The organism is Mycobacterium sp. (genome assembly GCF_049802695.1).
Taxonomy (GTDB): domain Bacteria; phylum Actinomycetota; class Actinomycetes; order Mycobacteriales; family Mycobacteriaceae; genus Mycobacterium.
The window spans coordinates 1-24113 of record NZ_JBARMY010000305.1; the positions used below are offsets into that span (position 1 = coordinate 1).

At 63.4% G+C, this 24113-nt stretch carries 23 protein-coding genes, 1 tRNA gene, 1 other RNA gene and 2 pseudogenes; 10 read left to right on the forward strand and 17 right to left on the reverse strand.

Annotation, left to right across the window (positions count from 1 at the left end; genetic code table 11):
- From WA317_RS12425 to ffs, 3 genes are all read right to left on the reverse strand, one after another.
- A partial coding sequence (locus WA317_RS12425; protein WP_425173316.1) for a DNA polymerase III subunits gamma/tau occupies positions 1–1274 on the reverse strand: 1274 nt, incomplete at its 3' end.
- 11 nt (positions 1275–1285) lie between these two features.
- Entirely contained in the window at positions 1286–2581 is a 1296-nt protein-coding gene (locus WA317_RS12430; RefSeq protein ID WP_425173336.1) for an aminotransferase class I/II-fold pyridoxal phosphate-dependent enzyme, read from the reverse strand.
- 71 nt (positions 2582–2652) lie between these two features.
- Positions 2653–2747, reverse strand: an RNA gene (gene ffs, locus WA317_RS12435) — signal recognition particle sRNA small type.
- 73 nt (positions 2748–2820) lie between these two features.
- Between ffs and WA317_RS12440 the strand changes: the two genes are divergently transcribed.
- Positions 2821–2905, forward strand: a tRNA-Ser gene (locus WA317_RS12440).
- A gap of 74 nt (positions 2906–2979) precedes the next feature.
- Positions 2980–3735 (forward strand): hypothetical protein, encoded by a 756-nt coding sequence (locus WA317_RS12445; protein WP_425173317.1) that lies wholly within the window; start codon positions 2980–2982, stop codon positions 3733–3735.
- 30 nt (positions 3736–3765) lie between these two features.
- On the opposite strand, the gene WA317_RS12450 is transcribed toward WA317_RS12445, so the two are convergent.
- Positions 3766–4095 carry a DUF732 domain-containing protein gene (locus WA317_RS12450; protein ID WP_425173318.1) on the reverse strand — a complete coding sequence of 110 codons (330 nt, stop codon included), beginning with the start codon at positions 4093–4095 and terminating at the stop codon, positions 3766–3768.
- A gap of 281 nt (positions 4096–4376) precedes the next feature.
- Between WA317_RS12450 and WA317_RS12455 the strand changes: the two genes are divergently transcribed.
- From WA317_RS12455 to WA317_RS12465, 3 genes are read left to right on the forward strand one after another with little or no spacing between them, the layout of a single operon-like run.
- Complete coding sequence (locus WA317_RS12455; protein ID WP_425173337.1) at positions 4377–4808, forward strand: MmpS family transport accessory protein; 432 nt, start codon at positions 4377–4379, stop codon at positions 4806–4808.
- Positions 4805–7714 carry an RND family transporter gene (locus WA317_RS12460; RefSeq protein ID WP_425173319.1) on the forward strand — a complete coding sequence of 970 codons (2910 nt, stop codon included), beginning with the start codon at positions 4805–4807 and terminating at the stop codon, positions 7712–7714. The genes WA317_RS12455 and WA317_RS12460 overlap by 4 nt, the downstream gene beginning before the upstream one ends.
- A 49-nt stretch (positions 7715–7763) precedes the next feature.
- Positions 7764–8120 carry a VOC family protein gene (locus WA317_RS12465; RefSeq protein ID WP_425173320.1) on the forward strand — a complete coding sequence of 119 codons (357 nt, stop codon included), beginning with the start codon at positions 7764–7766 and terminating at the stop codon, positions 8118–8120.
- Positions 8121–8155: 35 nt separating this feature from the next.
- Here the strand turns inward: WA317_RS12465 and WA317_RS12470 are convergent.
- From WA317_RS12470 to WA317_RS12480, 3 genes and pseudogenes are all read right to left on the reverse strand, one after another.
- Positions 8156–8254: pseudogene (locus WA317_RS12470) on the reverse strand (DUF3349 domain-containing protein); the annotation flags it as partial.
- A 57-nt stretch (positions 8255–8311) separates the two neighbouring features.
- Positions 8312–11233 carry an RND family transporter gene (locus WA317_RS12475; protein ID WP_425173321.1) on the reverse strand — a complete coding sequence of 974 codons (2922 nt, stop codon included), beginning with the start codon at positions 11231–11233 and terminating at the stop codon, positions 8312–8314.
- Entirely contained in the window at positions 11230–11649 is a 420-nt protein-coding gene (locus WA317_RS12480) for an MmpS family protein (RefSeq protein WP_425173322.1), read from the reverse strand. The genes WA317_RS12475 and WA317_RS12480 overlap by 4 nt, the downstream gene beginning before the upstream one ends.
- 349 nt (positions 11650–11998) lie before the next feature.
- Here WA317_RS12480 and WA317_RS12485 point away from each other — a divergent pair, with 349 nt between their 5' ends.
- Positions 11999–12664 (forward strand): TetR family transcriptional regulator, encoded by a 666-nt coding sequence (locus WA317_RS12485; protein ID WP_425173323.1) that lies wholly within the window; start codon positions 11999–12001, stop codon positions 12662–12664.
- Between the two features lie 4 nt (positions 12665–12668).
- Here the strand turns inward: WA317_RS12485 and WA317_RS12490 are convergent, their stop codons facing one another.
- The 4 genes from WA317_RS12490 to WA317_RS12505 form a co-directional block, all read right to left on the reverse strand.
- Complete coding sequence (locus WA317_RS12490) at positions 12669–13136, reverse strand: DUF5078 domain-containing protein (protein ID WP_425173324.1); 468 nt, start codon at positions 13134–13136, stop codon at positions 12669–12671.
- 88 nt (positions 13137–13224) lie between these two features.
- A complete protein-coding gene (locus WA317_RS12495) occupies positions 13225–13911 on the reverse strand; it encodes a sensor domain-containing protein (RefSeq protein ID WP_425173325.1) in 687 nt (228 codons plus the stop codon).
- Positions 13912–14097: 186 nt separating this feature from the next.
- Positions 14098–14232 (reverse strand): hypothetical protein, encoded by a 135-nt coding sequence (locus tag WA317_RS12500; protein ID WP_425173326.1) that lies wholly within the window; start codon positions 14230–14232, stop codon positions 14098–14100.
- A gap of 97 nt (positions 14233–14329) precedes the next feature.
- Positions 14330–14716, reverse strand: coding sequence for a PPOX class F420-dependent oxidoreductase (locus WA317_RS12505; protein WP_425173327.1), 387 nt, complete (start codon positions 14714–14716; stop codon positions 14330–14332).
- 166 nt (positions 14717–14882) lie between these two features.
- Here WA317_RS12505 and WA317_RS12510 point away from each other — a divergent pair, with 166 nt between their 5' ends.
- Positions 14883–15737 (forward strand): phytanoyl-CoA dioxygenase family protein, encoded by an 855-nt coding sequence (locus tag WA317_RS12510; RefSeq protein ID WP_425173328.1) that lies wholly within the window; start codon positions 14883–14885, stop codon positions 15735–15737.
- Between the two features lie 11 nt (positions 15738–15748).
- Here WA317_RS12510 and ligD read toward each other — a convergent pair whose 3' ends face one another.
- Positions 15749–16789: a non-homologous end-joining DNA ligase gene (gene ligD / locus WA317_RS12515; RefSeq protein WP_425173329.1), complete on the reverse strand. Its 1041-nt coding sequence runs from the start codon at positions 16787–16789 to the stop codon at positions 15749–15751.
- Positions 16790–16857: 68 nt separating this feature from the next.
- Here ligD and WA317_RS12520 point away from each other — a divergent pair, with 68 nt between their 5' ends.
- Complete coding sequence (locus tag WA317_RS12520) at positions 16858–17961, forward strand: ATP-dependent DNA ligase (RefSeq protein WP_425173330.1); 1104 nt, start codon at positions 16858–16860, stop codon at positions 17959–17961.
- Here WA317_RS12520 and WA317_RS12525 read toward each other — a convergent pair.
- Together WA317_RS12525 and WA317_RS12530 are read right to left on the reverse strand one after the other, a co-directional pair.
- Positions 17920–19167 carry a cytochrome P450 gene (locus WA317_RS12525; protein ID WP_425173338.1) on the reverse strand — a complete coding sequence of 416 codons (1248 nt, stop codon included), beginning with the start codon at positions 19165–19167 and terminating at the stop codon, positions 17920–17922. The two genes, WA317_RS12520 and WA317_RS12525, sit on opposite strands and share 42 nt — an antisense overlap.
- Before the next feature lie 71 nt (positions 19168–19238).
- Complete coding sequence (locus WA317_RS12530; protein WP_425173331.1) at positions 19239–20141, reverse strand: haloalkane dehalogenase; 903 nt, start codon at positions 20139–20141, stop codon at positions 19239–19241.
- 168 nt (positions 20142–20309) lie between these two features.
- On the opposite strand from WA317_RS12530, the pseudogene WA317_RS12535 reads away from it, so the two are divergent.
- Positions 20310–20684, forward strand: a pseudogene (locus WA317_RS12535) (lipoprotein LpqH).
- Positions 20685–20725: 41 nt separating this feature from the next.
- On the opposite strand, the gene WA317_RS12540 reads toward WA317_RS12535, so the two are convergent.
- From WA317_RS12540 to WA317_RS12550, 3 genes are all read right to left on the reverse strand, one after another.
- Positions 20726–21184 (reverse strand): NUDIX domain-containing protein, encoded by a 459-nt coding sequence (locus tag WA317_RS12540; protein WP_425173332.1) that lies wholly within the window; start codon positions 21182–21184, stop codon positions 20726–20728.
- Positions 21184–22536 carry a WS/DGAT/MGAT family O-acyltransferase gene (locus tag WA317_RS12545; protein WP_425173333.1) on the reverse strand — a complete coding sequence of 451 codons (1353 nt, stop codon included), beginning with the start codon at positions 22534–22536 and terminating at the stop codon, positions 21184–21186. The genes WA317_RS12540 and WA317_RS12545 overlap by 1 nt, the downstream gene beginning before the upstream one ends.
- Before the next feature lie 84 nt (positions 22537–22620).
- Positions 22621–23508 carry a fructose bisphosphate aldolase gene (locus tag WA317_RS12550; RefSeq protein WP_425173334.1) on the reverse strand — a complete coding sequence of 296 codons (888 nt, stop codon included), beginning with the start codon at positions 23506–23508 and terminating at the stop codon, positions 22621–22623.
- Between the two features lie 248 nt (positions 23509–23756).
- On the opposite strand from WA317_RS12550, the gene WA317_RS12555 reads away from it, so the two are divergent.
- A partial coding sequence (locus WA317_RS12555) for a phospholipase D-like domain-containing protein (RefSeq protein ID WP_425173335.1) occupies positions 23757–24113 on the forward strand: 357 nt, incomplete at its 3' end.

The window sequence follows — 24113 nt, forward strand, 5'->3', positions numbered from 1 at the left end:
GGCTTTGGCACCGGCTCGCGCTTGGGTTCCGGCGCCGGCTCAAACACCGGCTCGGCTGCCTTTGACCGCGCACTCGGCCGCGTCGGTGCGGCCACCGGCTCCGTGGCGGCCGGGATCGACATCTCCAGTCGGGTCTCGATTCGCTCGACGCGCTGCAGCAGCGCCGACTCGGCGTCGCTGGCCGACGGCAGCAGCAGTCGCGCGCAAATCACTTCCAGCAGCAGACGCGGTGCCGTCGCGCCGCGCATCTCACCGAGCCCGGCCTGGACTACTTCGGCGTATCGCGTCAGCGTCGCCGGTCCGATGCGGACCGCTTGATCGCGCATCCGATCGAGCTCGTCTTCCGGCGCGTCCACCACGCCGCGGGTTGCCGCCTCGGGAACAGCCTGCAGGATTATGAGGTCCCGAAACCGCTCCAACAGATCGGTGGCGAATCGCCGCGGGTCATGGCCGGCGTCGATCACCGACTCGACCGCAGTGAACAACGCCGCTGCATCCCCGGCGGCGAGCGCGTCGACGGCCTCATCGATCAGCGCCACGTCGGTGGCACCCAACAGGCCGAGCGCGCGCTGGTAGTTGACCCGGTTGCCGTCGGCGCCGGCCAGCAATTGGTCGAGCACTGAAAGCGTGTCGCGCGGCGAGCCGCCGCCTGCGCGAATGACCAGCGGATACACCGCGTCGTCGACGGTGACGCCCTCCTGCTCGCAGATGCGCTCGACCAGCGGACGCATCGTGCGCGGCGGCAATAACCGGAACGGGTAGTGATGGGTACGCGACCGGATCGTCGGCAACACCTTCTCCGGCTCGGTGGTGGCGAACACGAAGATGAGGTGCTCGGGCGGCTCCTCCACGATTTTCAGCAGTGCGTTGAAGCCGGCGGTGGTCACCATGTGCGCTTCGTCGATGATGAAGACCCGGTAACGCGACTGGGCCGGCGCGTAGAACGCGCGATCGCGCAGCTCGCGGGTGTCATCCACGCCGCCGTGGCTGGCAGCGTCGAGTTCGACGACGTCGATGCTGCCCGGGCCGTTGGGTGCCAGCGCGACGCAGGAGTCACATACGCCGCAGGGGGTGGCCGTCGGCCCCTGCTCACAGTTCAGCGACCGGGCCAAGATGCGCGCCGATGACGTCTTGCCGCAGCCCCGGGGCCCGGAGAAAAGGTACGCGTGGTGGATGCGGTGCGCCGTCAACGCAACCGACAGCGGTTCGGTGACGTGCTCTTGCCCCACCACGTCGGCGAAAGACGCCGGTCGATATTTGCGGTAGAGGGCCACGAAAACCCAGGCTACCGAGGCTGTCCGACGGGTGACTGGTTCAGCAGCGACTCGGTGGCGGCCAGCAGCGCGCACGTCGCCAGCCCGTCGATCGCATTGCGCAGGTCAGCGGTTGGGGGGAACGTCGGCGCTATCCGGATGTTTTTGTCGTCCCGGTCTTTCCGGTAAGGGAACGACGCACCTGCCTCGGTGACCGCGATTCCGGCATTTCTGGCCAGCGCAACGGTGCGGCGCGCGGTGCCCGGCAGCACGTCGAGGCTGATGAAGTAGCCGCCTTTGGGCTCGGTCCAAGACGCGATCTTGGCGTCGCGCAGCCGTTTCTCCAAAATCTCCAGTGCCAGGGCGAATTTCGGCGCAAGCAACTGCTGGTGGCGCAGCATCTGCAGCCGCACGCCGTCGGCGTCACCAAGGAAACGCAGGTGCCGCAGCTGGTTGATCTTGTCCGGTCCGATGGACTTCTTTCCGGCGTACTGCAGATACCAGGCGATGTTGCCCAGCGATCCGCCGAAGAAGCTGACCCCAGCGCCGGCGAAGGTGATCTTGGAGGTGGAGGCGAAAACGTACGGCCGATTCGGATTGCCGGCCTTGGCGGCCAGCCCCAGCACGTCGATCTGGCGGACAAAGTCCATCGTCAACGTGTGCACCGCGTAGGCATTGTCCCAGAATAAGCGGAAATCGTTTGCGGCGGTGCGCATTTGGACGAGCCGGCGGACGTTCTCCCAGGAGTAGGTGACTCCGGTGGGGTTGGCGAACACCGGGACCGCCCACAGGCCCTTGATCGCGGGATCGACCGCGACGAGTTCCTCGATCAAGTCGACGTCCGGGCCGTCCTCGCGCATCGGGACGGGAATCATCTCGATGCCCATCGTCTCGGTGATCGCGAAATGCCTGTCGTAGCCCGGCACCGGACAAAGGAACTTGACGACCGGCTCGTCTTTCCACGGCCGCGGCGAATCCACACCGCCGTACAACATAGAAAAGGCGACCGTGTCGTGCATCAACTCCAGGCTGGCGTTGTTGCCGGCAATCAGGTTGGGCACCGGAATGCCGAGTAGCTCGCCGAAGATGGCGCGCAGTTCCGGCAGCCCGTGCAGGCCGCCGTAATTGCGCGTGTCGGTACCGTCGGCGTCGCGGTAGTCGTCTCCGGGCAGGCTGAGCAACGCGTTGGAAAGGTCGAGTTGTTCGGCTGACGGCTTGCCGCGGGTGAGGTCGAGCGCCAGTTTGAGAGCCTGCAGGTCGGCGTAGTCCTGTTGGTTCCGGGAGTGCTGCGTGGCCAACTCAGCGGGGCTGAGTGAATGAAACGACACCATGCGCCTTTCGCCGTCATACGCCATCGGGCAGAGATTCGGTGTGTGCCGGGCCGCCACGCCAGCGGCGAATTTGGGGACCCCGCGCACCCGCCAGAGCCCGTTGACCCTTGCTGCCTTCCGGCCCTGGGGGAGTTCACAGGATGGACGCCGCACGGGGTCCACAGAGAGTGTAGTACCCGAGCAGTCGGCGGCAGACGCCAGTCACACGTCGCTATGCCTCGGTTACCATTGCCGACGGAGGATTCGCCTAGTGGCCTATGGCGCTCGCCTGGAACGCGGGTTGGGTTAACGCCCTCGCGGGTTCAAATCCCGCATCCTCCGCTCGCGGTCCAAGGCGCGACCGGCGACGACGTTCTGCGTCTGGTCGCCCTTGGGCTATCAGGTCAAGGAGGCGTATGGGACGCAAAATCGCCATTTTCTGGCACGCGTCATTCTCGATTTTGGCCGGTATCGGCTATTACCTTGCGGTTCTACCTCGCACCCCCGAGCTGATGGGCGAGATCAGCCACAGCTTCGGGACGACCAGCCGAATTGGGTGTGGCATCCTGATCGGCCTGACGGCGCTGCCGGTGGTGTTCACGCTGCTGCGGACCCGCAAGCCCGAACTGGGTACCGCGAAGCCGGCGCTCACGCTGCAGACCGTGTCGATCGTGGCGCACGTGCTGGCCGCAGTTTTGATCATCGGCACCGCGGTCAGCGAGATCTGGCTGCGGCTGGACGCCGCCGGCCAGTGGTTGTTCGGCCTATACGGGGCCGCCGCCGCCATCGCCGTACTGGGTGTCTTCGCCTTTTACCTGTCGTTCGTGGCCGAACTGCCGCCGAAGCCGCCGAAACCCAAGAAGGACAAGCGGACGAAGAAAGGCACTGACGCCGAAGCCGATCAGACCGCAGAAGCCGCTGAAATAGAAGCCGAAAAGGTCGAGGCCTTAAGCGAGACAGAAGACACCGATACCGAAGACGCCGAGACAGTTGCGGCCGAAGAAGCGGGGCCCGAGGCCGAATCCGACGACCTGCCTACCGCCGAGGACACCATTGCGGTCGAGGCACCGCGAGGCGGACTGCGCAACCGCCGCCCGAGCGGAAAGTCGGCCGGCTCCCGTCGACGCAGGCGCTCGCGCGGCGGAGTTGTTGCCGTGGACGACGACGACTAATCGACGCGGCGTGGCGGCTCGGGCCTCGACTCAGCCCGCGGGGATGTTTTGCAGCTTGTAAGCCAGATCGGGGCAGTAAGTGGTGACGGCGGTGCCGAGGAATTGGTATTGCTGCACCTGGGTGGTGCCCCGCGGCAGGTTGTGGGACAGGAACCGGGCGCTCGCCGCCGCGTCAGGATCGACGCCTTGGGCGAGGCGGTGGCACGCGACCTTGGCCAGGTACGGGTTGTAATCGTGCGGACCGTAGATCCCGTAGGTGTTGAGCTGGTGATCAAAGTCCGTGTCAGGGTCGGCGTGTGCCGGGGCGGCCAGACCGATCGCGGTGGCGATCGCGGCGACCGCCCACGTCGTTGCCTTCATGGCGTGGATCGTACCTCCGTTACCGTGTTACCGAGTGTCGCGCGGGCGGACGCCGGACTTCCGACTTGCGGCATCTATCGCAGCTGCCATTAGAGTAGCTAAGGTTGTGACAAGCTAATTATTTGGTTCTTCTTCGCCCCCGTGAAGGATGGAGGCAGCCCATGACGTTGACCGAGCAGTTGCGGCGACGCGCGGAAAAGCGTGTCGACGTACCTGAGGATGTCTCGGCCAGGCTCGCCGCGCAACGGCGGGCCAAACAACGGCGTGCCAAAAGGTTCTCGATCGCCGGCGCCGCCGGACGTGTCTGGGTGTTACTGGTGATCGCGGTGGTGGTCGCAGTCGCGGGGTTCTGTGTCTACCGGCTGCACGGCATCTTCGGTGCTCACGGCACCAACGCCGGCGGAGGTTCGACGTACGACAACATCGTTCCGTTCAACCCGAAAGTCGTGGTTCTCGAGGTGTGGGGCTCGCCGGGCAACGTGGCGACCATCAATTACCTGGATGTCAACGCCCAGCCGCAGCAAGTCCTCGACGTCCCCCTGCCGTGGTCACTCAAAATCACGACGACACTACCCGCGGTCGCCGCCAACCTCGTGGCGCAGGGCAGCGGTGATTCCATCGGCTGCCGCATCACCGTGGACGACGTAGTCAAGAACGAGAGGCAAGTCAACGAAGTGCGTGCGTACACCTTCTGCCTGGACAAGTCGGCATGAGCGAGACCGGCGACACCGAGGTCACGAAGCCAAAGCCGGTTTCCCAGCCTCTGATCCCGCCTTTTCTGCCGCATGCGATCCGTCGGCTTGCGGTGCCGATCCTGCTGGGCTGGCTGGGGCTCATGCTCGTAACGAACATTGCGGTGCCGCAGTTGGAAGAGGTCGGCAAGCAGCGTTCGGTGTCGATGAGCCCGAGCGATGCGCCGTCGCTGCAGGCGATGAAGCGCGTAGGCAAGGTGTTCAACGAGTTCAATTCCGACAGCTCGGCCATGATCGTGCTGGAAGGCGATAAGCCGCTCAGCGCCGACGCCCACCTGTTCTACAACAAGATGATCAAGCGGCTCGAGCAGGACAAGAAGCACGTACAGCACATCCAGGACTTCTGGGGGGACCCGCTGACCGCAGCGGGCTCACAGAGTACCGACGGCAAAGCGGCGTATGTACAAGTCTATATCGCCGGTAATCAGGGCGAGAGTTTAGCCAACGAATCTGTCGAATCAGTCCGCAAAATAGTGGACGACATTCCGAAGCCGCCAGGACTCCACGCTTATGTTACGGGCGGGGCGGCGCTCACGGCCGACCAAAACCACGCCGGGGATAAAGGTGTCAAAAAGGTCACCGGGATCACCTTTGTGGTGATCTTCCTCATGTTGCTTTTCGTCTACCGTTCTGTCGTCACCGTCATCATGACGCTTGTCATGGTCCTTCTCGAATTGGCCGCGGCCCGGGGAATCGTCGCTGTTCTCGGCTACTACCGGATCATCGAGCTTTCGACTTTCGCGGTGAATCTACTGGTGCTGATGGCCATTGCTGCCGGAACGGATTACGCGATATTCATTCTCGGCCGATATCAGGAGGCACGTGGGCTCGGCGAAAGCCGAGAACAGGCGTTTTACACGATGTTCCACGGAACCGCCCACGTCGTCTTGGGATCGGGTCTGACCATCGCCGGCGCGATGTATTGCTTGAGCTTCACCCGACTGAATTATTTCCAGACGCTGGGCGCGCCCTGCGCGATAGGCATGCTGGTCGCTGTTCTGGCGGCACTCACGCTGGGTCCGGCGGTTCTGACCGTGGGCAGCTTCTTTGGTCTCTTCGAACCCAAGCGCGAGATGCGGACCCGAGGTTGGCGGCGGGTCGGTACAGCAATCGTCCGCTGGCCCGCACCGATCTTGGCGGTGACGGCCGGTATCGCGCTTATCGGTCTGCTCGCCCTCCCCGGATATAAGACGAACTACGACAACCGCGTCTACTTGCCGTCCTACACGCCGGCGAATGTCGGATACGACGCCGCCGAACGGCACTTCTCCAACGCCCGCCTCAATCCCGAACTGTTGATGATCGAGACGGATCACGACATGCGTAATCCGGCCGACTTCCTGGTTCTCGACAAGGTGGCGAAAGCCGTCTTCCATATCCCCGGCATCGCCCGGGTGCAGACCATCACCAGGCCGCTGGGAACACCGCTCGATCACAGCACGCTGGCTTTCGCGATGAGCCAGTCGAACAGCAATCAGATCGAAAACATGCACTACCAGCAGGACCGGGCAAAAGACATCCTGTCGCAGGCGAACGAGATTCAGAAGACGATCGCAGTTCTACATAAGCAATTCGACGTCACGAAAGATCTCAGCGACACCACGCACCAGACCACGCTGATCACCAAAGAAACGGTTGCTATCACCGAGCAACTGCGCGACCACATCGCCGATTTCGACGACTTCTTCCGGCCGATCCGCAGCTACTTTTATTTCGAGAAACACTGTTACGACATCCCGGTGTGCTACGCGCTCAGGTCCCTGTTCGACGCTCTGGACGGCATCGACCAGCTGAGCGAAAGGTTGGAGCAACTGAGCGCGAATCTGGACCGCCTGGACCAGATTCAGCCGCAACTGCTGACGCTGATACCGCCGCAGATCGCCAGTCAGCAGACAAACCTTCAATCGACGCTGTCCAACTATGCAACGACAGCCGGGATCAACGATCAGACGTCGGCCGTAAGCGAGGGCTCGACCGCAATGGGCGAGGCCTTCGACAAAGCCAAGAATGACGACACCTTCTACCTGCCGCCGGAGGCTTTCAAGAACCCAGAGTTCAAACGGGGCCTCAAACAGTTCCTGTCAGCAGACGGCAAGGCTGTTCGATTGATCATCTCGCACGAAGGTGATCCGGCGACGCCGGAAGGAATCTCGCATGTCGATCCTATCAAGAAGGCGGTGCACGAGGCCATCAAGGGCACCCCGTGGGAAGGCGCCCGGGTGTCTCTCGGCGGCACCGCTGCGACGTATAAGGACATGCGTGACGGCTCCTCGATCGATCTCATCATCGCGGGACTGGCCGCATCGAGTTTGATCTTCATCATCATGCTGATCATCACGCGAAGTGTGGTCGCAGCGCTCGTCATCGTGGGCACCGTGCTGCTGTCGTTGGGCGCGTCGTTCGGGCTTTCGGTGCTGGTCTGGCAGTACATCCTTGGGTTCAACCTGCATTGGATGGTGCTGCCGATGTCGGTCATCTTGATGTTGGCGGTTGGCTCGGACTACAACCTTCTGCTGATCTCACGCTTCAAGGAGGAAATCGGCGCCGGCCTGAAAACCGGCATCATCCGTTCGATGGCGGGCACCGGCTCGGTGGTCACCTCCGCCGGTCTGGTGTTCGCCGCGACGATGTCGTCGTTCATCTTCAGCGATTTAAAGGTCATCGGGCAGGTGGGGACGACGATCGGTCTGGGGCTGTTGTTTGACACGTTGGTGGTGCGGTCGTTTATGACGCCGTCCATTGCCATGTTGCTGGGGCGCTGGTTCTGGTGGCCGCAACGGGTGCGCGCCCGCCCGGCCAGCCAGCTGCTGCGGCCGTATGCACCCCGGCCCGTGGCCCGAAGGCTGCTCTTGCACGACGCGCAGTGACGTCCGGATAGCCTGGATCCGATCCGATGGGTAAGTACCGGGGAGCGCCGTGAACATCGCCAAACGAATAGTGCCGAACCTTCGCGTTGCTGACCTGGACGCCGCCAAAGGCTTCTACACCGACTATCTGGGTCTGAGCACCGAGGAATTCAATCTGGGCTGGGTGGCCCGGTTCACCTCCCCGGAAAACCGGGCGAGCATCCAGCTCCTCACCCGGGATGCAGCCGCAGCAGAAGACCCCGTTATCTCCGTCCACACCGATGACGTCGAACTCGCCTACGAACAAGCGCAGACGGCGGGCTACCAGATCGTGCACCCGCTGACCACCGAGCCATGGGGCGTGCGTCGGTTCCTGGTCCGCGCACCAGACGGCAACGTCATCAACGTCGTCAGCCATCCGGACTGATCAGTGACCGTGTGGCACGTGGTGTCGCGCGGATCTCAGGGGCTTCGGAGCCGATACGTGACGCGCTCGATGTCGTCCGGCGCGGGCAACTCGTTGGTGATCCGGGTGATCGCCACGCCGATGTCAACACCGTCCACCGAGGTGGTGCCGCGAGCCGGAAGTTGCCCGGGACAAATGCGGCGGCGGCCTCGCTACTGAATCGGCCGGGACAACTCCGCGGTCACGGGTTCCTCGTCGCCGGCGCCCACGGAAGACCCGACCAGCGGACGCGGTGCGGCGGGGCCACGCAGCCCGCCGGCCGGGCGCGGCCTGACGTTGATCGGCCACCAGAACCACCGCCCAAGCAGAGCCGCGATCGACGGCGTCATGAACGAGCGCACTATCAAGGTGTCGAACAACAGACCGAGTCCGATGGTCGTGCCGACCTGACCGATGATGCGCAAATCGCTGACGACCATCGAGCCCATTGTGAAGGCGAACACAAGCCCGGCGGATGTGACGACTTTCCCGGTACTGCCCATCGCTCGGATGATGCCGGTTTTGAGCCCGGCGCCGATCTCTTGTTTGAACCGCGACACCAGCAGCAGGTTGTAGTCGGATCCGACCGCCAGCAAGACGATGACCGACATCGCCAACACCAGCCAGTGCAATTGAATGCCGAGCAGGTATTGCCACACCAGTACGGACAGTCCGAATGAGGCGCCCAATGACAACGCCACCGTGCCCACGATCACCAGCGCCGCCACGAAACTTCGCGTGATGACCAGCATGATGATGAAAATCAAACACAGCGAAGCGATTCCGGCGATCAGCAGATCGTATTTCGAACCGTCCTGCATGTCCTTGAAAGTGGCGGCAGTGCCGGCCAGATAGATTTTGGCGTCCTCGAGAGGCGTCCCCTTTAGCGACTCCTCGGCGGCCGTCTTGATCGGATTGATCCGCGAAATGCCCTCGGGCGTCGCAGGATCGCCCCGGTGCGAGATGATCATCCGGACAGCTTTACCGTCGGGCGAGAAGAACAGTTTCATGGCCCGCTTGAATTCCGCGTTCTTGAAGATCTCCGGCGGCAGGTAGAAAGAATCGTCGTTCTTCGACGCGTCGAACGCCTTGCCCATCGCGGTGGCGTCGTCGGTCATTTGGTCCATTTGATCGAACATTCCAGCCATTGTGCTGTGCATCGTCAGAAGCATCGTGCGCATGTCCTGCATCATCGCGATCATCTCCGGGAACTGCGCGATCAGCTGCGGCATCAGCGCATCGAGCGTGCTGAAGTCTTTCGTGAGATCCTTCAGCTTGTCGCTGATCTCATCGACACCGTCCAAAGTGTCGAAAATCGATCTCAGCGACCAGCAGATCGGGATGTCGTAGCAGTGCTTCTCCCAGTAGAAGTAACTGCGGATCGGCCGCCAAAAATCTTCGAAGTCCGAAATATGGTCGCGCAGCTCGTCGGTGATCTCTGCCATCTCTTTCGTTTGCGCGAGCATGTGGTGGGTCGTGTTCGTCAGCTGTTGCATCAAGCCGTACATGCGCTGCAACATCGCGGTGGTCGCTGCCAGCTCGTCGGCCTGCTTCAGCAGGTCGCTCATGCGAGATTTTTGGAAGTGGAGGTTCTGAATCTGGCCGGCGTTCTGCATGCTCATCAGAAACGGTATCGACGTGTGTTCGATCGGTGTGCCCTCCGGCCGGGTCGGTGCCTGCACCCGGGAGATACCCGGCACGGCGAAGATTCCTTTGGCGACTTTGTTGAGCACCAGGAAGTCTGTTGGATTGCGCATGTCGTGATCGGCTACCAGCATCATGATCTCTGGCTGCATTCGCGCCGCGGAAAAATGGCGTTCTGCCGCTGCGTATCCCAGGTTGGCGGTGATGTCTTTGGGGATGTACAGACGGTCGTTGTAGTTCGACTTGTATCCCGGCAACGCGATGAGGCCGATCAAAGCGATCGCGATCGTCGCGGCCAAGATAGGCACCGGCCAGCGCACGATCGCGGTACCCACCCGGCGCCATCCGCGCACGCTGACTTTGCGCTTGGGGTCGAACAGCCCAAACCGGCTTCCGATGTTGATGACTGCCGGAACCAGGGTGAGCGCCACCGCCACCGCCACGAGCATGCCGACCGAGCAGGGGACACCGAGCGTTTGGAAGTAAGGCATCCGGGTGAAGTGCAGGCAGAAAAGGGCCCCGGCGATCGTCAGACCGGACGCGAGCACGACATGAGCGACGCCGCGATAGGTGGTGTAGAAAGCGGTCTCGCGGTCCTCACCCGCCTGCCGCGCTTCCTGATATCGCCCGATGAAGAAGATTCCGTAGTCCGTTCCGGCCGCGATGCCCAGCGAGACAAGAAGGTTGACGGCGAAGGTCGAAAGTCCGATCAAGTTGTGATAGCCGAGAAATGCGACGACGCCTCGGGCAGCTGACAATTCGATCCCGACCATGACGAGCAGCAGGACCACCGTGATGATCGAGCGGTAGACGAAAAGCAGCATTGCGACGATGACTGTGACGGTGACCATGGTGATTTTGACGAGCGTCTTGTCGCCGCTGTGGTTCATGTCGGCCACCAGTGCTGCCGGCCCGGTGACGTAAGCCTTGACCCCGGCGGGTGCAGCCGTGCGCGCCACAATCCGGCGGACCCCCTCCACGGAGTCGTTGGCTTTGGCCTGGCCCTGGTTGCCGGACAGATTGATTTGGACATAGGCGGCTTTGCCGTCCGGGCTCTGCGAGCCCGCCGCGGTGAGCGGATCCCCCCAAAAGTCCTGGATGTGCTCCACATGCTCGTGGTCAGCGTTCAGCTGCCGGATGACGCTGTTGTAATACTCGTGTGCGCTGTCGCCCAGCGGCTGGTCGCCCTCCAGCACGATCATCACCACACTGTCGGAGTCGGACTCCTTGAAGAGCTTGCCCATCAGCTCCATGGCTTGCACCGACGGTGCGTCCTTGGGGCTCAATGAAACCGACCGCTCTCTGCCGATCTGATCCAGCGACGGGACGCACATACTCAGAACGACCACGATTCCGACCCAGAGCAGAATCACCGGCAGCGAAAGCTTGCGGATCGTCCGCGGGATGAACGGTCGTTTTTCGAGATCGGTGCTCCCGTGATCGGTGCTCATGCTGCCTTCAGTAAGCAGAACGTGTAGGCGTTGACTTCGTTCGAGATCCGCTCGGCTTTAACTTCGCCGTCGACCACGATGCGGCAGCCAATGCTGTTGCTGTCGCCTTGCGCGACGATATTCCCTACGATCGCCGCCTGGTTCGTAGTGAGCTTGAGTGACCATGGCAGGATCGCCTTATCGACCTGCCTCGGGTCAGCGTCGATGTCGAAATAGCTGATGTCCGCCACGGTGCCGGCAGGGCCGAAGACCTCGTAGGTCAGCTGTTTGGGATGGAAGGGCTTGCTGTCCTGGCTTCCGGCGTCGGCATACGAGGGGCGTTTCTCGGAGCCGAAGACACCATGCAGCCGTGCCACGGTATATCCCCCGCAGGCGATCACCACGATGATCACCAACGGTATCCACACCACCTTCACAACCCTGAAAATCTGAAATCCCCTCTACCCCTTAGATTTTTTCTCCAACCGGCTGACGTCGCCGCTCGCTCCGATGTACTCGGCAGCGACTTCGCGCGTCGGGACCGCCGAGGCCATTTCGATATGTACGAGCGGCGCAGCGGGCCAGCTGATCGGCGGTCACCTTGAGTGAGGCGGGCCTCAGGAAGAGCGCGACCGGATCGTGACGAGTAAACCATGCCGGTGACCGGGTTTTCTCGGCTCCTTCCGACGCGCTCCAGAGGGAACTAACGCATGTTACGTGCGTAAACGCACGGTACCGGCTTCCGCCTGAACCCGCAAATCACATCATGTGCGTTATCCTCGCCCGGTGGCGCAACTGACGTTCCAACGCGCCCGCACGGAGGAGAACAAACGCCAGCGTGCGGCGGCGCTGGTGGAGGCCGCGCGTTCGCTGGCCGTGGAAAGCGGTGTGGCGTCGGTGACGTTGACCGCAGTCGCCAGCCGTGCCGGGGTGCACTATTCGGCGGTACGCCGCTACTTCAGCTCTCACAAAGAGATGCTCCTGCAGATTGCGACCGAAGGCTGGGTGCGTTGGTCGGAGACGGTCTGCGAGAGGTTGCGTGAGCCCGGCCCGATGTCACCGGCGCGGGTCGCCGAGACGCTGGCTCAAGGGTTGGTCGCCGATCCGTTGTTCTGTGACCTGCTTGCCAACCTCCACCTTCATCTCGAGCATGAGGTCGAAGTCGAGCGGGTTCTCGGTTTCAAACAGGTCAGTACCGCTGCGGTGATGTCGATGGCGGACGGGATCGAGCAGGCACTGCCCGGACTCAGGCGTAGCGGTGCGCTCGACACCCTTCTTGCCGCCTACTCGCTGGCCGCGCCGTTATGGCAGCTGGCCCACCCGCCGAAGGGGGTGACGGACGCCTACGCCGACGAGGCGGCTGTCCCGCCGGACTGGAATGTGGACTTCGGGCCCGCACTCACCCGACTGGTCACCGCGACCTGCGTCGGGCTACTCGATCAAACCGGCTGAGGCCTTACGACCAGTTCCAGAGGGACATGTCGCCGCGGGGGTAGTTCATGCAGTTATCGGTCTCTTTCGCGACGACACCCTTGTTGTTGAAGAAAATCTTCATGTGGTTGGGCCAGGCGAACCACAGCGGATCGCCGCCGGAGCCCAGTGGGGGGTAGAAGTTCTCGGAGTACTCCCGGCGATCCGCCGCACTCAGCGAGTAGAACCAGTGCGCCTTGTCCTGAGTCGCCTGCTGGACGTTCGGGTGATTGTTGTAGTCGTTCATGTACCGCTGGTAGTACACCGGAGTGAAATCCCGTGCCGCGGCGAGGATCTGCTCGGCGTCGCAGGTGGTCGCGATCATCCTGCGCGGAATCGGGAAGTCATCGGTGGAGTCTGCCGCGGCAAACTGGGGGAAAGCCACCGCGGCGGTGCCGAGTGCGAGCGCGAAGGCGCCCGCGTGGAAGATTTTGCGGAGATGTGGTGCGCGCATAGCAGTTACTATAACGCCCTCGTAACGGCTTGGCTCGGGGTCGGACAGCCCCAATAATCCGGGACAAACGTCGTCGCCGGAGCCGTGCTCAGGCGGCCACTCTGGCGGCGATCTGGTTGGCGATGGTCACCGCGGTGTCCCCCGGGTTCGGGCTGCAGGTGTTGACGTCGACGACGACGTTGTTCTTGGCCAACAAGGCTCGTCCGCAAGCCCATCCGGGCGCTTTGGCGTCCTTTTCAGTCGTGATGACGCTCAAGACGCCGTTGGTGTCCGAGATCGGGCCCGCGTCCCACTGTGACCTGGTCTGGATATGGCTGTAGTGGTGGCACGCCGGCCACTGTTTAGCCGAATTGGTGACGAACGCGGCCGCTTGCTTGGCAGTGGGAAACAGCACCACCGCCTGGTCGACGTAGTGCGTGAAGTTGTCGCCGTCCTGAAGCGACGTATTACGCTCGGCGGTGAAGCCGCTGCCCGCATAGACCTGGGCCTGCGCGGAGCCGTCCACGGCAAGGCACTCCTTCGGCTCCATCGTTGCACTGTCGTCGGACATCGAGTTGTGCGTTTTGGTCACCGTCATCTCTTTGGCGCCCATGGCGGCGTTGATCTGCTCGGGATTCAGCAGCAAGCCGTCCAGTGCCCGCTCCTGTATCGGGGGCGCGATGAAAGCGGGGGTAGTCGTCGTGGTCGACGTTTTGCCGGCGTGATTGCCGCTGCCGCAGCCGAGTGTGAGCGTGCACAACGCGCCCACGACGAACGCGGCCGTTAATTGACGCATTCGCTCATCCCGCTTTGCCGCCTTTCCCGTCGCCCCATCGAACCCGTCAGCATGGTTCGCTCCCTCAACCACTGCCGATACAACAAGGGTTCATTCATATGAAGTATGTCGCCCCATTCGAGGCTGTCCTGCCTTTCAACCGCTTACTTTGAATTACTGGTGCCGACTTCCCGCGATCGGGCCCACTCATTCGGGCGGCTCGGGAGGTTTCGGCAGTTCTACGGGAGGCACCTTGTTCAGCCACCTCCTGAGCCAGAAAAGCCGGTCGATAAGGATGCCGACGCCTAACAGCGTCAGCGTTACCACAACTGCGGCGGTCATACAGTCCATGGTGGCAGGCGAAGCTGTGTTACGCCGTCGTCTGCCCGCGCGAATACCCACTGCGGGCAAAAGCCATACCGCCCGACGCTAAGGACAGTTACTGGGCGGCTTCGATCTCCAGGCCGACGTGCACTTTGTCGATGCCGCCGCGCACCAGCGTGTGCGCGTAGAACCACCATGCGTGGTACCAGTATCGCTTGAGCACGGCGCCGTAAACCCGGTGCGTCTCGGACTTCGGCAGCACCCGTGCCACCGCTTCAACCTCTTCACTCTTGGGCTTGCCCAGCGAGCCACTTTTGGCGATCGTCACCCGGGGCGTGTTGCGGATGCGTTTGACTTTCCATGAATTGTCGTCGGTGATGAGGAGTAGCCGGTCACCATCGGGCACACCCCATATCGGTGTCGGCTTAGGGCGGCCATCCTTGGTGAACGTCGTCAGCAGCAGATATTTGGATGCAATGACGTCCGCGAAACTGAGGGCCACGCTTTTTCCTTCCTCGGTGGGGTCGCAAGATTATCCGATGGTTACTGATGTCGACGGACGATGTCGGCCGGTTCGCTGGGTATCGCCTCGAATCCCGCTTAGTCTGGCGTCTAAGCGCGGCGAGCACCCGAGCAGTCGTGCGGTGGCGGAACGAAGATGAGCACAAATGACCTCTGACGACGAATCCGTGACAACGCTGGACGACCTCAGAAGCGATCTGGCGCTGCGGTACAAATGGAGCCCGAGCAGCGGCAACTCGGTCGACCCAGTAGTCGTGGAAGCCGACATGGCGGCCCTCGACCGCAACGGCTACGTCATCTTCGAGAACCTGCTGACCGTCGAGGAGTGCGAACACATCCGCGACGTTGTGCGGCCATGGTTGGGGCATACCGGACGCAACTCTTTCGAGGGGCGACGAACCCAGCGGGTGTACAGCCTGCTGAGTAGAACGCGGGTGTGCGACCGGCTCGTCGACCATCCGCGGGTGCTGGCGGTGCTCGATCGGTTGCTGTTGCCCAACTATCTGCTATCGGCATTGCAGGCCATCAACATTCAGCCCGGAGAGTCCGCGCAGCTGGCCCACCACGACGACGGCTTCTACCCGGTTCCGCGGCCACGGGAGCCGTTGGCGGCCGCGACGATCTGGGCGATCGACGATTTCACCGCCGACAACGGCGCGACGGTCCTGTTGCCCGGCAGCCACCGCTGGGGCAAGCGTCGGCCCGACCCGGACGACCAGACACTTCCGGTCGTGATGCCGGCCGGCTCCTGCGTCTTCTTCGTCGGCACCCTGTGGCACGGCGGAGGCGCCAACACCACCGACCGCGATCGCCTTGCCGTCACTGCGCAGTACTGCCAACCGTGGCTGCGCCCGATGGAGCCCTTCACGCTCTCGATACCGCGGGAGACCGCTCGAGCCGTCTCCGACGACATCTGCCGCATGCTCGGCTACAGCGTCCACCCGCCTTTCATCGGCGCGATCGACGGTCTGCACCCGCTGCGGCTTTTAGACGAGCCGTAACCGACGATCGGTCAGGAGCGCTCGGTTCTATTTTGCCGATCGGTGTCCCGGCTCGGCTGCACCCGCTTCGGCTCGCCCGGCATCTTGGGATAGTTCGGCGGGTAAGGCAGATCTCCCAGCCCGCGTTCCTCGTCGGCCTCGACCATCTCCAGCAACGGAGCAATCGACTGATGTACGTCGTCCATTCCTGCCCACGGGTCGTCGCGGCGCTGCGCCAGAGCCGGCACGGTGGCAATGGTGTAGTCGTCGGGATCCGCATCGGTCAACTCATCCCACGTCAGCGGTGTCGAGACCGTTGCGATCGGGGTGCGCCGCACCGAATAGGCCGACGCGAACGTGCGGTCGCGGGCGTTCTGGTTGAAGTCGAGAAAAACCCGCGTGCCCCTCCTTTCCTTCCACCACTCCGTCGTCACCGCATCCGGCGCGCGGCGCTCCACCTCACGGGCCAGCGCGATACCCGCCCGTCGCACCGCGATGAAATCCCAGTCGGTCGCGATCCGCAGGAACACATGAATCCCACGGCCGCCCGAGGTTTTCGGGTAGCCGACCAGCCCGAGTTCGTCGAGCAGGGGACGCAGCACTTCGACCGCCACCGCACGGGCCTGCCGGAAACCGGTTCCCGGCTGCGGGTCCAGATCGACGCGCAGCTCGTCGGGATGGTCGGTGTCCGGGCAGCGCACCTGCCATGGATGCAGCGTGACCGTGCCCATCTGCGCGGCCCACACAATCGCGGCCGGATGCGTCACTTTGAGCGCATCGGCGGTGCGGCCGGAGGGAAACGTGATCCGGCAGGTTTCCAGATAGTCGGGACGATGCTGCGGAATCCGCTTCTGGTAGATCTCTTCGCCGTCGACGCCGTCAGGGAAGCGCTGCAGATGGACGGGGCGGTCGCGCAAGGTCGTCAGCATCGGCCCACCGGCCACCGCCAGGTAGTACTCGACGAGCTTGCGTTTGGTGCCCTTCGCGCCGAGGTCGGGAAAGAACACCTTGTCCGGGTTGGTGAAGCGGACCGCGATCCCGTCGACGTCGAGCTCTTCTGCTGCAGCAGCCATGCCCTGATTCCAGCACGCCCCGACAGGCTGCGGCCGGCACTGACACTCCGAGACGCCAGAATGTGCCCATGGACCTGCCTGTCATGCCGCCGGTGTCTCCGATGCTGGCAAAATCGGTTCCTGCCATTCCGCCGGGCGCGTCATATGAGCCCAAGTGGGATGGTTTCCGGTCGATTTGTTTCCGCGATGCCGACGAAGTGGAACTGGGCAGCCGCAACGAGCGGCCCATGACCCGGTACTTTCCCGAACTGGTCGCAGCGGTCAAAGGAGAGTTGCCGCAGCGCTGTGTGGTGGACGGCGAGATCATCGTGCCGACCGATCACGGCCTGGACTTCGAAGCATTGCAGCAGCGCATCCATCCCGCCGACTCGCGGGTCCGGCTGCTCGCCGAGAAGACACCGGCGTCGTTCATCGCGTTCGACTTGCTCGCCCTCGGTGACGACGACTACACCAGCCGACCGTTCGACCAGCGACGCGCCGCCCTCGTCGACGCGTTGAAAGGGTCGGGCCCCTCGATCCATGTCACGCCGGCGACCACCGATCTGCCGACCGCGTTGCGGTGGTTCGACGACTTCGAAGGAGCCGGCCTGGACGGGGTCGTGGCCAAGCCGCTGACGATCACCTATCAGCCGGACAAGCGGATCATGTTCAAGATCAAGCATCAGCGCACCGCCGACTGCGTGGTGGCGGGGTACCGAGTGCACAAGGCCGACGCGGAGGCGATCGGTTCGCTGCTGTTGGGCCTGTACAAGGACGACGGCACGCTCGCGTCGGTCGGCGTGATCGGCGCCTTGCCGATGGCCGAGCGTCGACGACTTTTCGCCGATCTTGCACCGCTCGTCACCGGCTTCGACGGCCACCCCTGGAATTGGGCGGCGCACGAAGCAGGCGAACGTACTCCCCGCAAGAACGAGTTCTCGCGCTGGAACACCGGTAAGGATCTTTCTTTCGTGCCGCTGCGCCCGGAGCGGGTGGTCGAAGTCCGATACGACCATATGGAAGGCGAAAGATTCCGCCACACTGCGCAATTCAACCGCTGGCGGCCCGACCGCGAGCCCCGCTCCTGCACCTACGCGCAACTGGAGAGCCCGGTGACGTTCAGCCTCGGCGACATCGTGCCGGGGCTGACGTCACAGACCGGACGAAGTCGCCCGCTCGACGGCCACCGGTAGCGTCGAGAGTCCGCGCAGCGTCACATTCGGTTTGTACTGCGGCTCGCCGGCCAGCTGCGCGTCCGGAAACCGTGCCGTCAAAGCCGTTAGCGCCACACCGGCTTCCAGCCGTGCCAGCGGCGCGCCGAGGCAGAAGTGCGGTCCCCGGCCGAAGCCCAGATGGCGCGGCTGTCCTCGGTCCGGGTCGAAGGTCTCGGGCCGGTCGAACTGTGCGGGGTCACGATGGGCCGCAGCGACCAAGAGCATCATCGAGTCGCCTTTGACGACCGTGGTGTCCCGAATCAGCATGTCTTCTGAAGCATTACGACCGACCAGTTGAACCGGCGGATCGTAACGCAGGGTCTCTTCGATCACCGCCGGTGCACGGCCGGCGTCGGCACTCAGTGCGGCCCACTGACCGGGGGTACGCAACATCGCCAAGACTGCGTTGGCGATCAGGTTCACCGTCGTCTCGTGGCCGGCGATCAGCAGCAAGTTGCAGGTCGAGACGATCTCGTCCTCGGTGAGCTGATCGCCGGACTCCTCGACGGCGATCAGCAGGGACATCAGATCCTCGCCGGGGCGTGATCGCCGTTGCTCGATCAGGCCGCGAAGGTAGCCTCGCAGCCATCGACCCGCTTGCATGCGTTCCTCGACGATCGCTGGTCGCTCGTCGTCCGACGCGACGAACGGATCCAACGCCTGCGCCAACAGCGCCGAGGCCCGACTGAACTGTGGCTCGTCGTCCAGCGGCACCCCCAGCAACCGGCAGATGACGGCCACCGGAAGCGGGTAGGCGAGGTCGGTGATGACGTCGAACCGGCCCTCTTCGGCGGCCCGGTCGAGCAATCCGTTGACCAGCGCGATGATGTCGGGCTGCAGGGCGTTGACCACTTTCGGCAGGAATGCCTTACTCACCAGTCTGCGCAGCCGGGTGTGGTCGGGCGGGTCGAGGAACAGAAATCCCGGCGGACCGAGCGGGCGGGGGGTGGCACCGTCGGCGATCTGCCGTTGCGCCACCGTGGATTTGAGCCGGTCACTGGACGACGACGGGTGCCGTAGCACTTCGTCACACTCCTGATAGGTCGAGAAGACGGTGAGGTTGGCCTGCGGCAGCTGAACCGGTCCGCGCTCGCGCAACCGCCTGTACAGCGGGTAGGGGTCGGCCCTGTTGGCCGGATCCATGAGTTCGAGTACCAGTCTTTGCGACTCAGCGATTCCCGACATAGTCGTCATGTTCATATTGTGCACGCGGCGAATTTGTGCAGTCTGGTTCCGACGGCGCCTCGCGGCTCAGGTCAGCGCAGGAATTCGACGATGTGGTTGGCCAGTTCCTCGCCGGCGTCCTCCTGCAGGAAATGTCCCGCGTCACCGATCACCGGGTGGTGTACGCCCCGAGCTCCCGGCATCTGCCGCTGAAAGATCGGAGCCATCGCACCGGTGACGGGATCTCCGTCGCTGAACGCAACGAGCATCGGTGTCGTGCTCGCCGACAACGCAGCCCATGCCGCGCGGTTGGCCGGCGCGGCGGGGTCGTCCGACGCCGTCGGTACCAGGCCGGGCATGGCACGTGGTCCGGCGCAGTAGCTGTCGTCCGGGAAGGGCGCGTCATACGCCGCGCGCACTGCTTCGCTCATCGGTCGCCGACAACCCGACTGCACGAACCGGCCGACGTCGATGCTGGGCTGGCCCTGAATCGCCTCACGGAACCGCCACCAAATTTCGGGCATCGGGATGTCACCGGTCGGCAGCCCGGTGTTGGCGACGACCAGCCGGCTGAAGCGATCGGGATGCTCGGCGGCCAGCCGCAAGCCGATCAGTCCGCCCCAGTCCTGTCCAACCAGCGTCACCGCGCGCAGATCCAAGACGTCGAATGCCAACGCGCGCATCCACTCGACGTGGCGGGCATAGCTGTGGTCCATGATTCGCGTCGGTTTATCAGAGCGACCGAACCCGACCAGATCCGGGCAGATGACGCGGTGACCGGCGCCGGCCAGGACCGGAATCATCTTGCGGTACAGAAACGACCATGAAGGCTCGCCGTGCAGCATGAGCACCGGGTCGGCGTCCGCCGGACCGTCTTGCACCCATGCAATGCGCAATGTGCCGCCGTCACCGTCCGCAACCTCGCAGTACTGCGGCGGGTAGGGGAATTCCGGGAAAGCGGCGAATCTGTCGTCAGGTGTCCGCAGCGTCTGCATGCACGCGAAGATACCGTCGTCGCGTAAACAGATATTCGGTAATCGTTTGAATTGAATTCCGCACCGCCGTCATACTTCCGTTGTTTGTGAACTTCCGCTGCCAATGCCGCCATACTGCTGATGCGATCTGTCAATCGCGACAATGGCAACAACGAGAAAGGGGAACAGGTGAGGCTTAAAGCAATAGTCGCCGTCGCCGGAGCAGCGATGATTGTCGCAGGTCTGTCGGGGTGTTAGAGCAGTAAATCCAGCACCGTCGCCTGCAACACGGTCGGCGGGAAGGTCGACATTGCGATCGGAGATAAGGGGACCGGAATCGGCGCGGTTCCCAGCGATGGCAATCCACCGCAAGTGGAGTCGGTCGGGCTCGGCAACGTGAACGGCGCTACGCTCGCCTGCACGGCCGGAACAGGGCAAGGCAATGGCCAGGCCACCACGGACGGCGGCAAGTACAAGTTCAGCGGCAGTGCGACCGGGGTCGACATTCCCGAGCCGATGCAACCGTTGACCAAGCCGTTCGAGATTGACGTGACTTATCCCTAGGTCACAGGTCAGCAGCAGCAGCGGTGCCCGTCGGGCACCGCCTACAGGTGCTCGAGCAATCGGTCGACGAACGGTAGCTGGCCTTTCAACAGTTTCGTCCTCGCCTCTGCCAGCGAAAACCACTCGACGCGGTCGACTTCCGGGAATGTCCGGATTCGGCCCGACCCCTTGGGCCATTCGAGTTCGAAGGTGTTGCTGTGTACATCGGTGACGTCGAGATCGCCGTGGACTGCGAAGACGGTGACGACCTTGCCGCTGGGCTGTGTGACCGCACCCATATCGATTCGGTGTCCGGCCGGCGCCGGCAGACCGATTTCCTCACTGAATTCGCGCAGCGCGACGGCCCAGGGATCCTCCCCGGTTGTGTACTCGCCCTTCGGGATTGACCAGGCCCCGTCGTCCTTCTTGACCCAGAACGGGCCGCCGGGATGGACCAACAACATTTCGATCAGGTCGTTTCCGACCCGGTACAGCAGCAGACCCGCGCTGGACTTCGGCACTAGACGCCGACCGCGCGTTCCAATTCTTTGAGCGCAACCTCCAGAAACACCAACAATCGCTGCAGATGCGGCACGCTGCGCCGGCATCCGACCAGACCGAAGTCGAGATTGCCTGCGTTGTTGACCACGGTCATGTTCAACGCCAGCCAATCTGTGACGATCGACATTGGATAGTTGCCGTCCAGCCGCGCGCCGCCCCAGTACAGCGGCTCGGTCGGGCCCGGGACGTTCGATATGACAACGTTGAACGGAGGCGGCGCAGACGATACCAACCCCGGCACCGGCGTCAAGGCCAGCGGCGCAATGTTGAACGCCGACAACGCCAGTGCCTGCAGCCGGGGCAGTTCGGCGAACACCTTCTTGTTGTCACGCATGGAGGCGCTGATCGTCTCCAGCCGTGTGGCTGCGTCGTCGACATCGGTGGCAAGGTTGCACAGAATGCTCCCTACCTGATTGCCCCCGCTGTCGGATTCCTCTTTGCTGCGTAGGCTCACCGGAACCATCGCGACCAATGGAGTGTCCGGCAGCGCGTTCTGCTCGACGAGGTAGTAGCGCAGCGCGCCGGCACACATCGCGAGGACGACGTCGTTGATGGTGACACCGGTGGCCTGCTTGATGCCTTTGACGCGATCCAGCGACCAGGACTGAGCCGCGCAGCGGCGCGCGCCGCCGATGCGAACGTTCAGCATGGTGCGCGGCGCGGCGAACGGCAAGGTCAGTTGCTGCTCCAAGATTGCGGCCCGAGCCAGCGCAACCGTCGAAACACCCAACGTGGCGACCGATCCCGCGACCTGGGTCAGTGCCTGCAGCCGCGAGCGGCCAGCCGAGTGCCGTCGCCGGGGCAGACTCCACACCGCCTTCACGTCCTGATCGTGCGGATCAGTGGACAACGACCGCTGCGTCAGCTTGAGCGCCGAGACGCCATCGACCAACGAATGGTGGAACTTGGTGTAAACAGCGAACCGGCCGTCGTTCAGACCCTCGACGAAGTGCGCTTCCCACAACGGGCGGTGCCGATCCAGCAGGCTGCCGTGTAGCCGCGAGGTGAGCTCGAGCAGTTCGCGAACCCGTCCCGGCCCGGGCAGCGCCGAGCGCCGCACGTGGTATCCGATGTCGATCTCATCGTCGTAGGACCAGCCCAGATTGGCTATTCCGCCCAGCAACCTCGCCGGCCGCTTACGAAACGTCGGCTGGAAGTCCTGGTTCGAGATCAGCGTCTCGTAGAGCTCCGGCATGAACGCCGAGTCGGCGTCCTCCGGCGGTTGGTACAACTGCAAGCCGCCCACGTGCATCGGGTGCTCGCGCGATTCAGCCAGCAAGAACACCGAATCGGTGGGCGACATCAGATCCATCAACCCATTAAAGCGCCAACCGCGTCGTGCCATCCGGCGGTCTTCTCCCGCCGGAACGGTGGGAACTAAACGGCGCGCTGACGGTCAGGTCAGCGACGCTTTGTAGATCTCGTCGACGTTCGACGCGACTTGCTCGTTGAACTCCGCATCGCTCTGCTCTGCGCTCAGTCCTTCGGTCAATGCTCGGGAGAAGCTGGCGATGAGGTGATGGCACCGGGCCAGGATCGTGACACTTTCCGCCAGGCTGTAGCCGCCGGACAAGGCGACTACACGCAGCACCCGGGGATGCTCCATCAACGGCGCGTACAAGTCGTTTTCGTCGGGCAGTGTCAGTTTGAGCATGACCTGCCGGTCCTCGGGGAGTTCGTCGAGCTTGGCGCTCAGCGCCGCCACCAGCAGACTGTCGGCTTTCGGCTTGTCCGGGCTCTTGATGCTGACCTCAGGCTCGAGGATCGGCATGAGTCCGCGCTGAGAAATCTTATCGGCGTACTCGAATTGCTGGTCGACGATGGCCTTGATGCCCTGCTCGTTCGGCTCCTCGATGAACGAGCGCATCTTGGTGCCGAAAACGCCCTTCTCGACGGCGCGCTCCAACAAGGAGTCCAGCTCGGACATCGGCTTCATCAATTGCACACCGTTTTCGGCGTCGCTGAGCCCCTGGTCGACTTTCACGAATGGCACGATGTGCTTTTGCTTCCACAGATACGCCGCAGTGTCCTCGCCGTTGATGGTGCGGTCCATGGTCTGCTCGAAGAGGATGGTGGCCAGCACCTTGTCGCCGGTGAAACTCGGGCTGGAGATGAGGCGCTCGCGCATTTCGTGGATGAGGTCGAACATTTCCTTATCGTTGCTATAAGCGTCCTCGGGAACGCCATACAGTTTCAAGGCTTTCGGGGTGCTGCCACCGCTTTGGTCCAGTGCGGCGATGAAGCCGCGCCCTGACGCCATCACGCTGCGTTGTTCTTCGGTCACTGCGATTCTCCCGTCAGTTGTCTATCGGGTCTGTTGTCGGTCACCGGTTGCAAGGGCTCCGCGGCGACGCCTCCGCCATCGCGCACCGCCACCTTCATCGGGGTGCCGATTCGCGTTGACGTTCCCGGCATCGGTATGGGCCAAACGCCCGACGCCCAACAACGGGGTAACCAAAGCGCTCACCGTCTGGAATCGGCACCCCGGCTGCCAGTGGGAGGGTGTCAGTGCCCCTCGATAGGGTCGGGCGGATGCCGCTTCTCCATGTCGGCGCGCGAAGGGCAAGCACCCTGGCCGCCGCGACGTCCGTCGCGCTGATCGCGACGTGCTGCGTGCAGGCCGGTCTGCTGGCATCGGCGATGCCGCGCGCCCGCGCGGCCGACGCGGACTACCAACTGATCCAGGAGCCCGACGCCGGTTACTCGCCCATCATCGACCTGATCAGCGGGGCGACCCGTTCGGTGCGCATCACCATGTACGAACTCACTGATCCGGCCGCCGTCGAGGCACTCATCGACGCACACCGCCGCGGCGTGGACACCAGAGTCATCCTGGATGCCGCATTTCACGGTCGCGCCACCAACGCGGCGGCCTTCGCAGCACTCAGC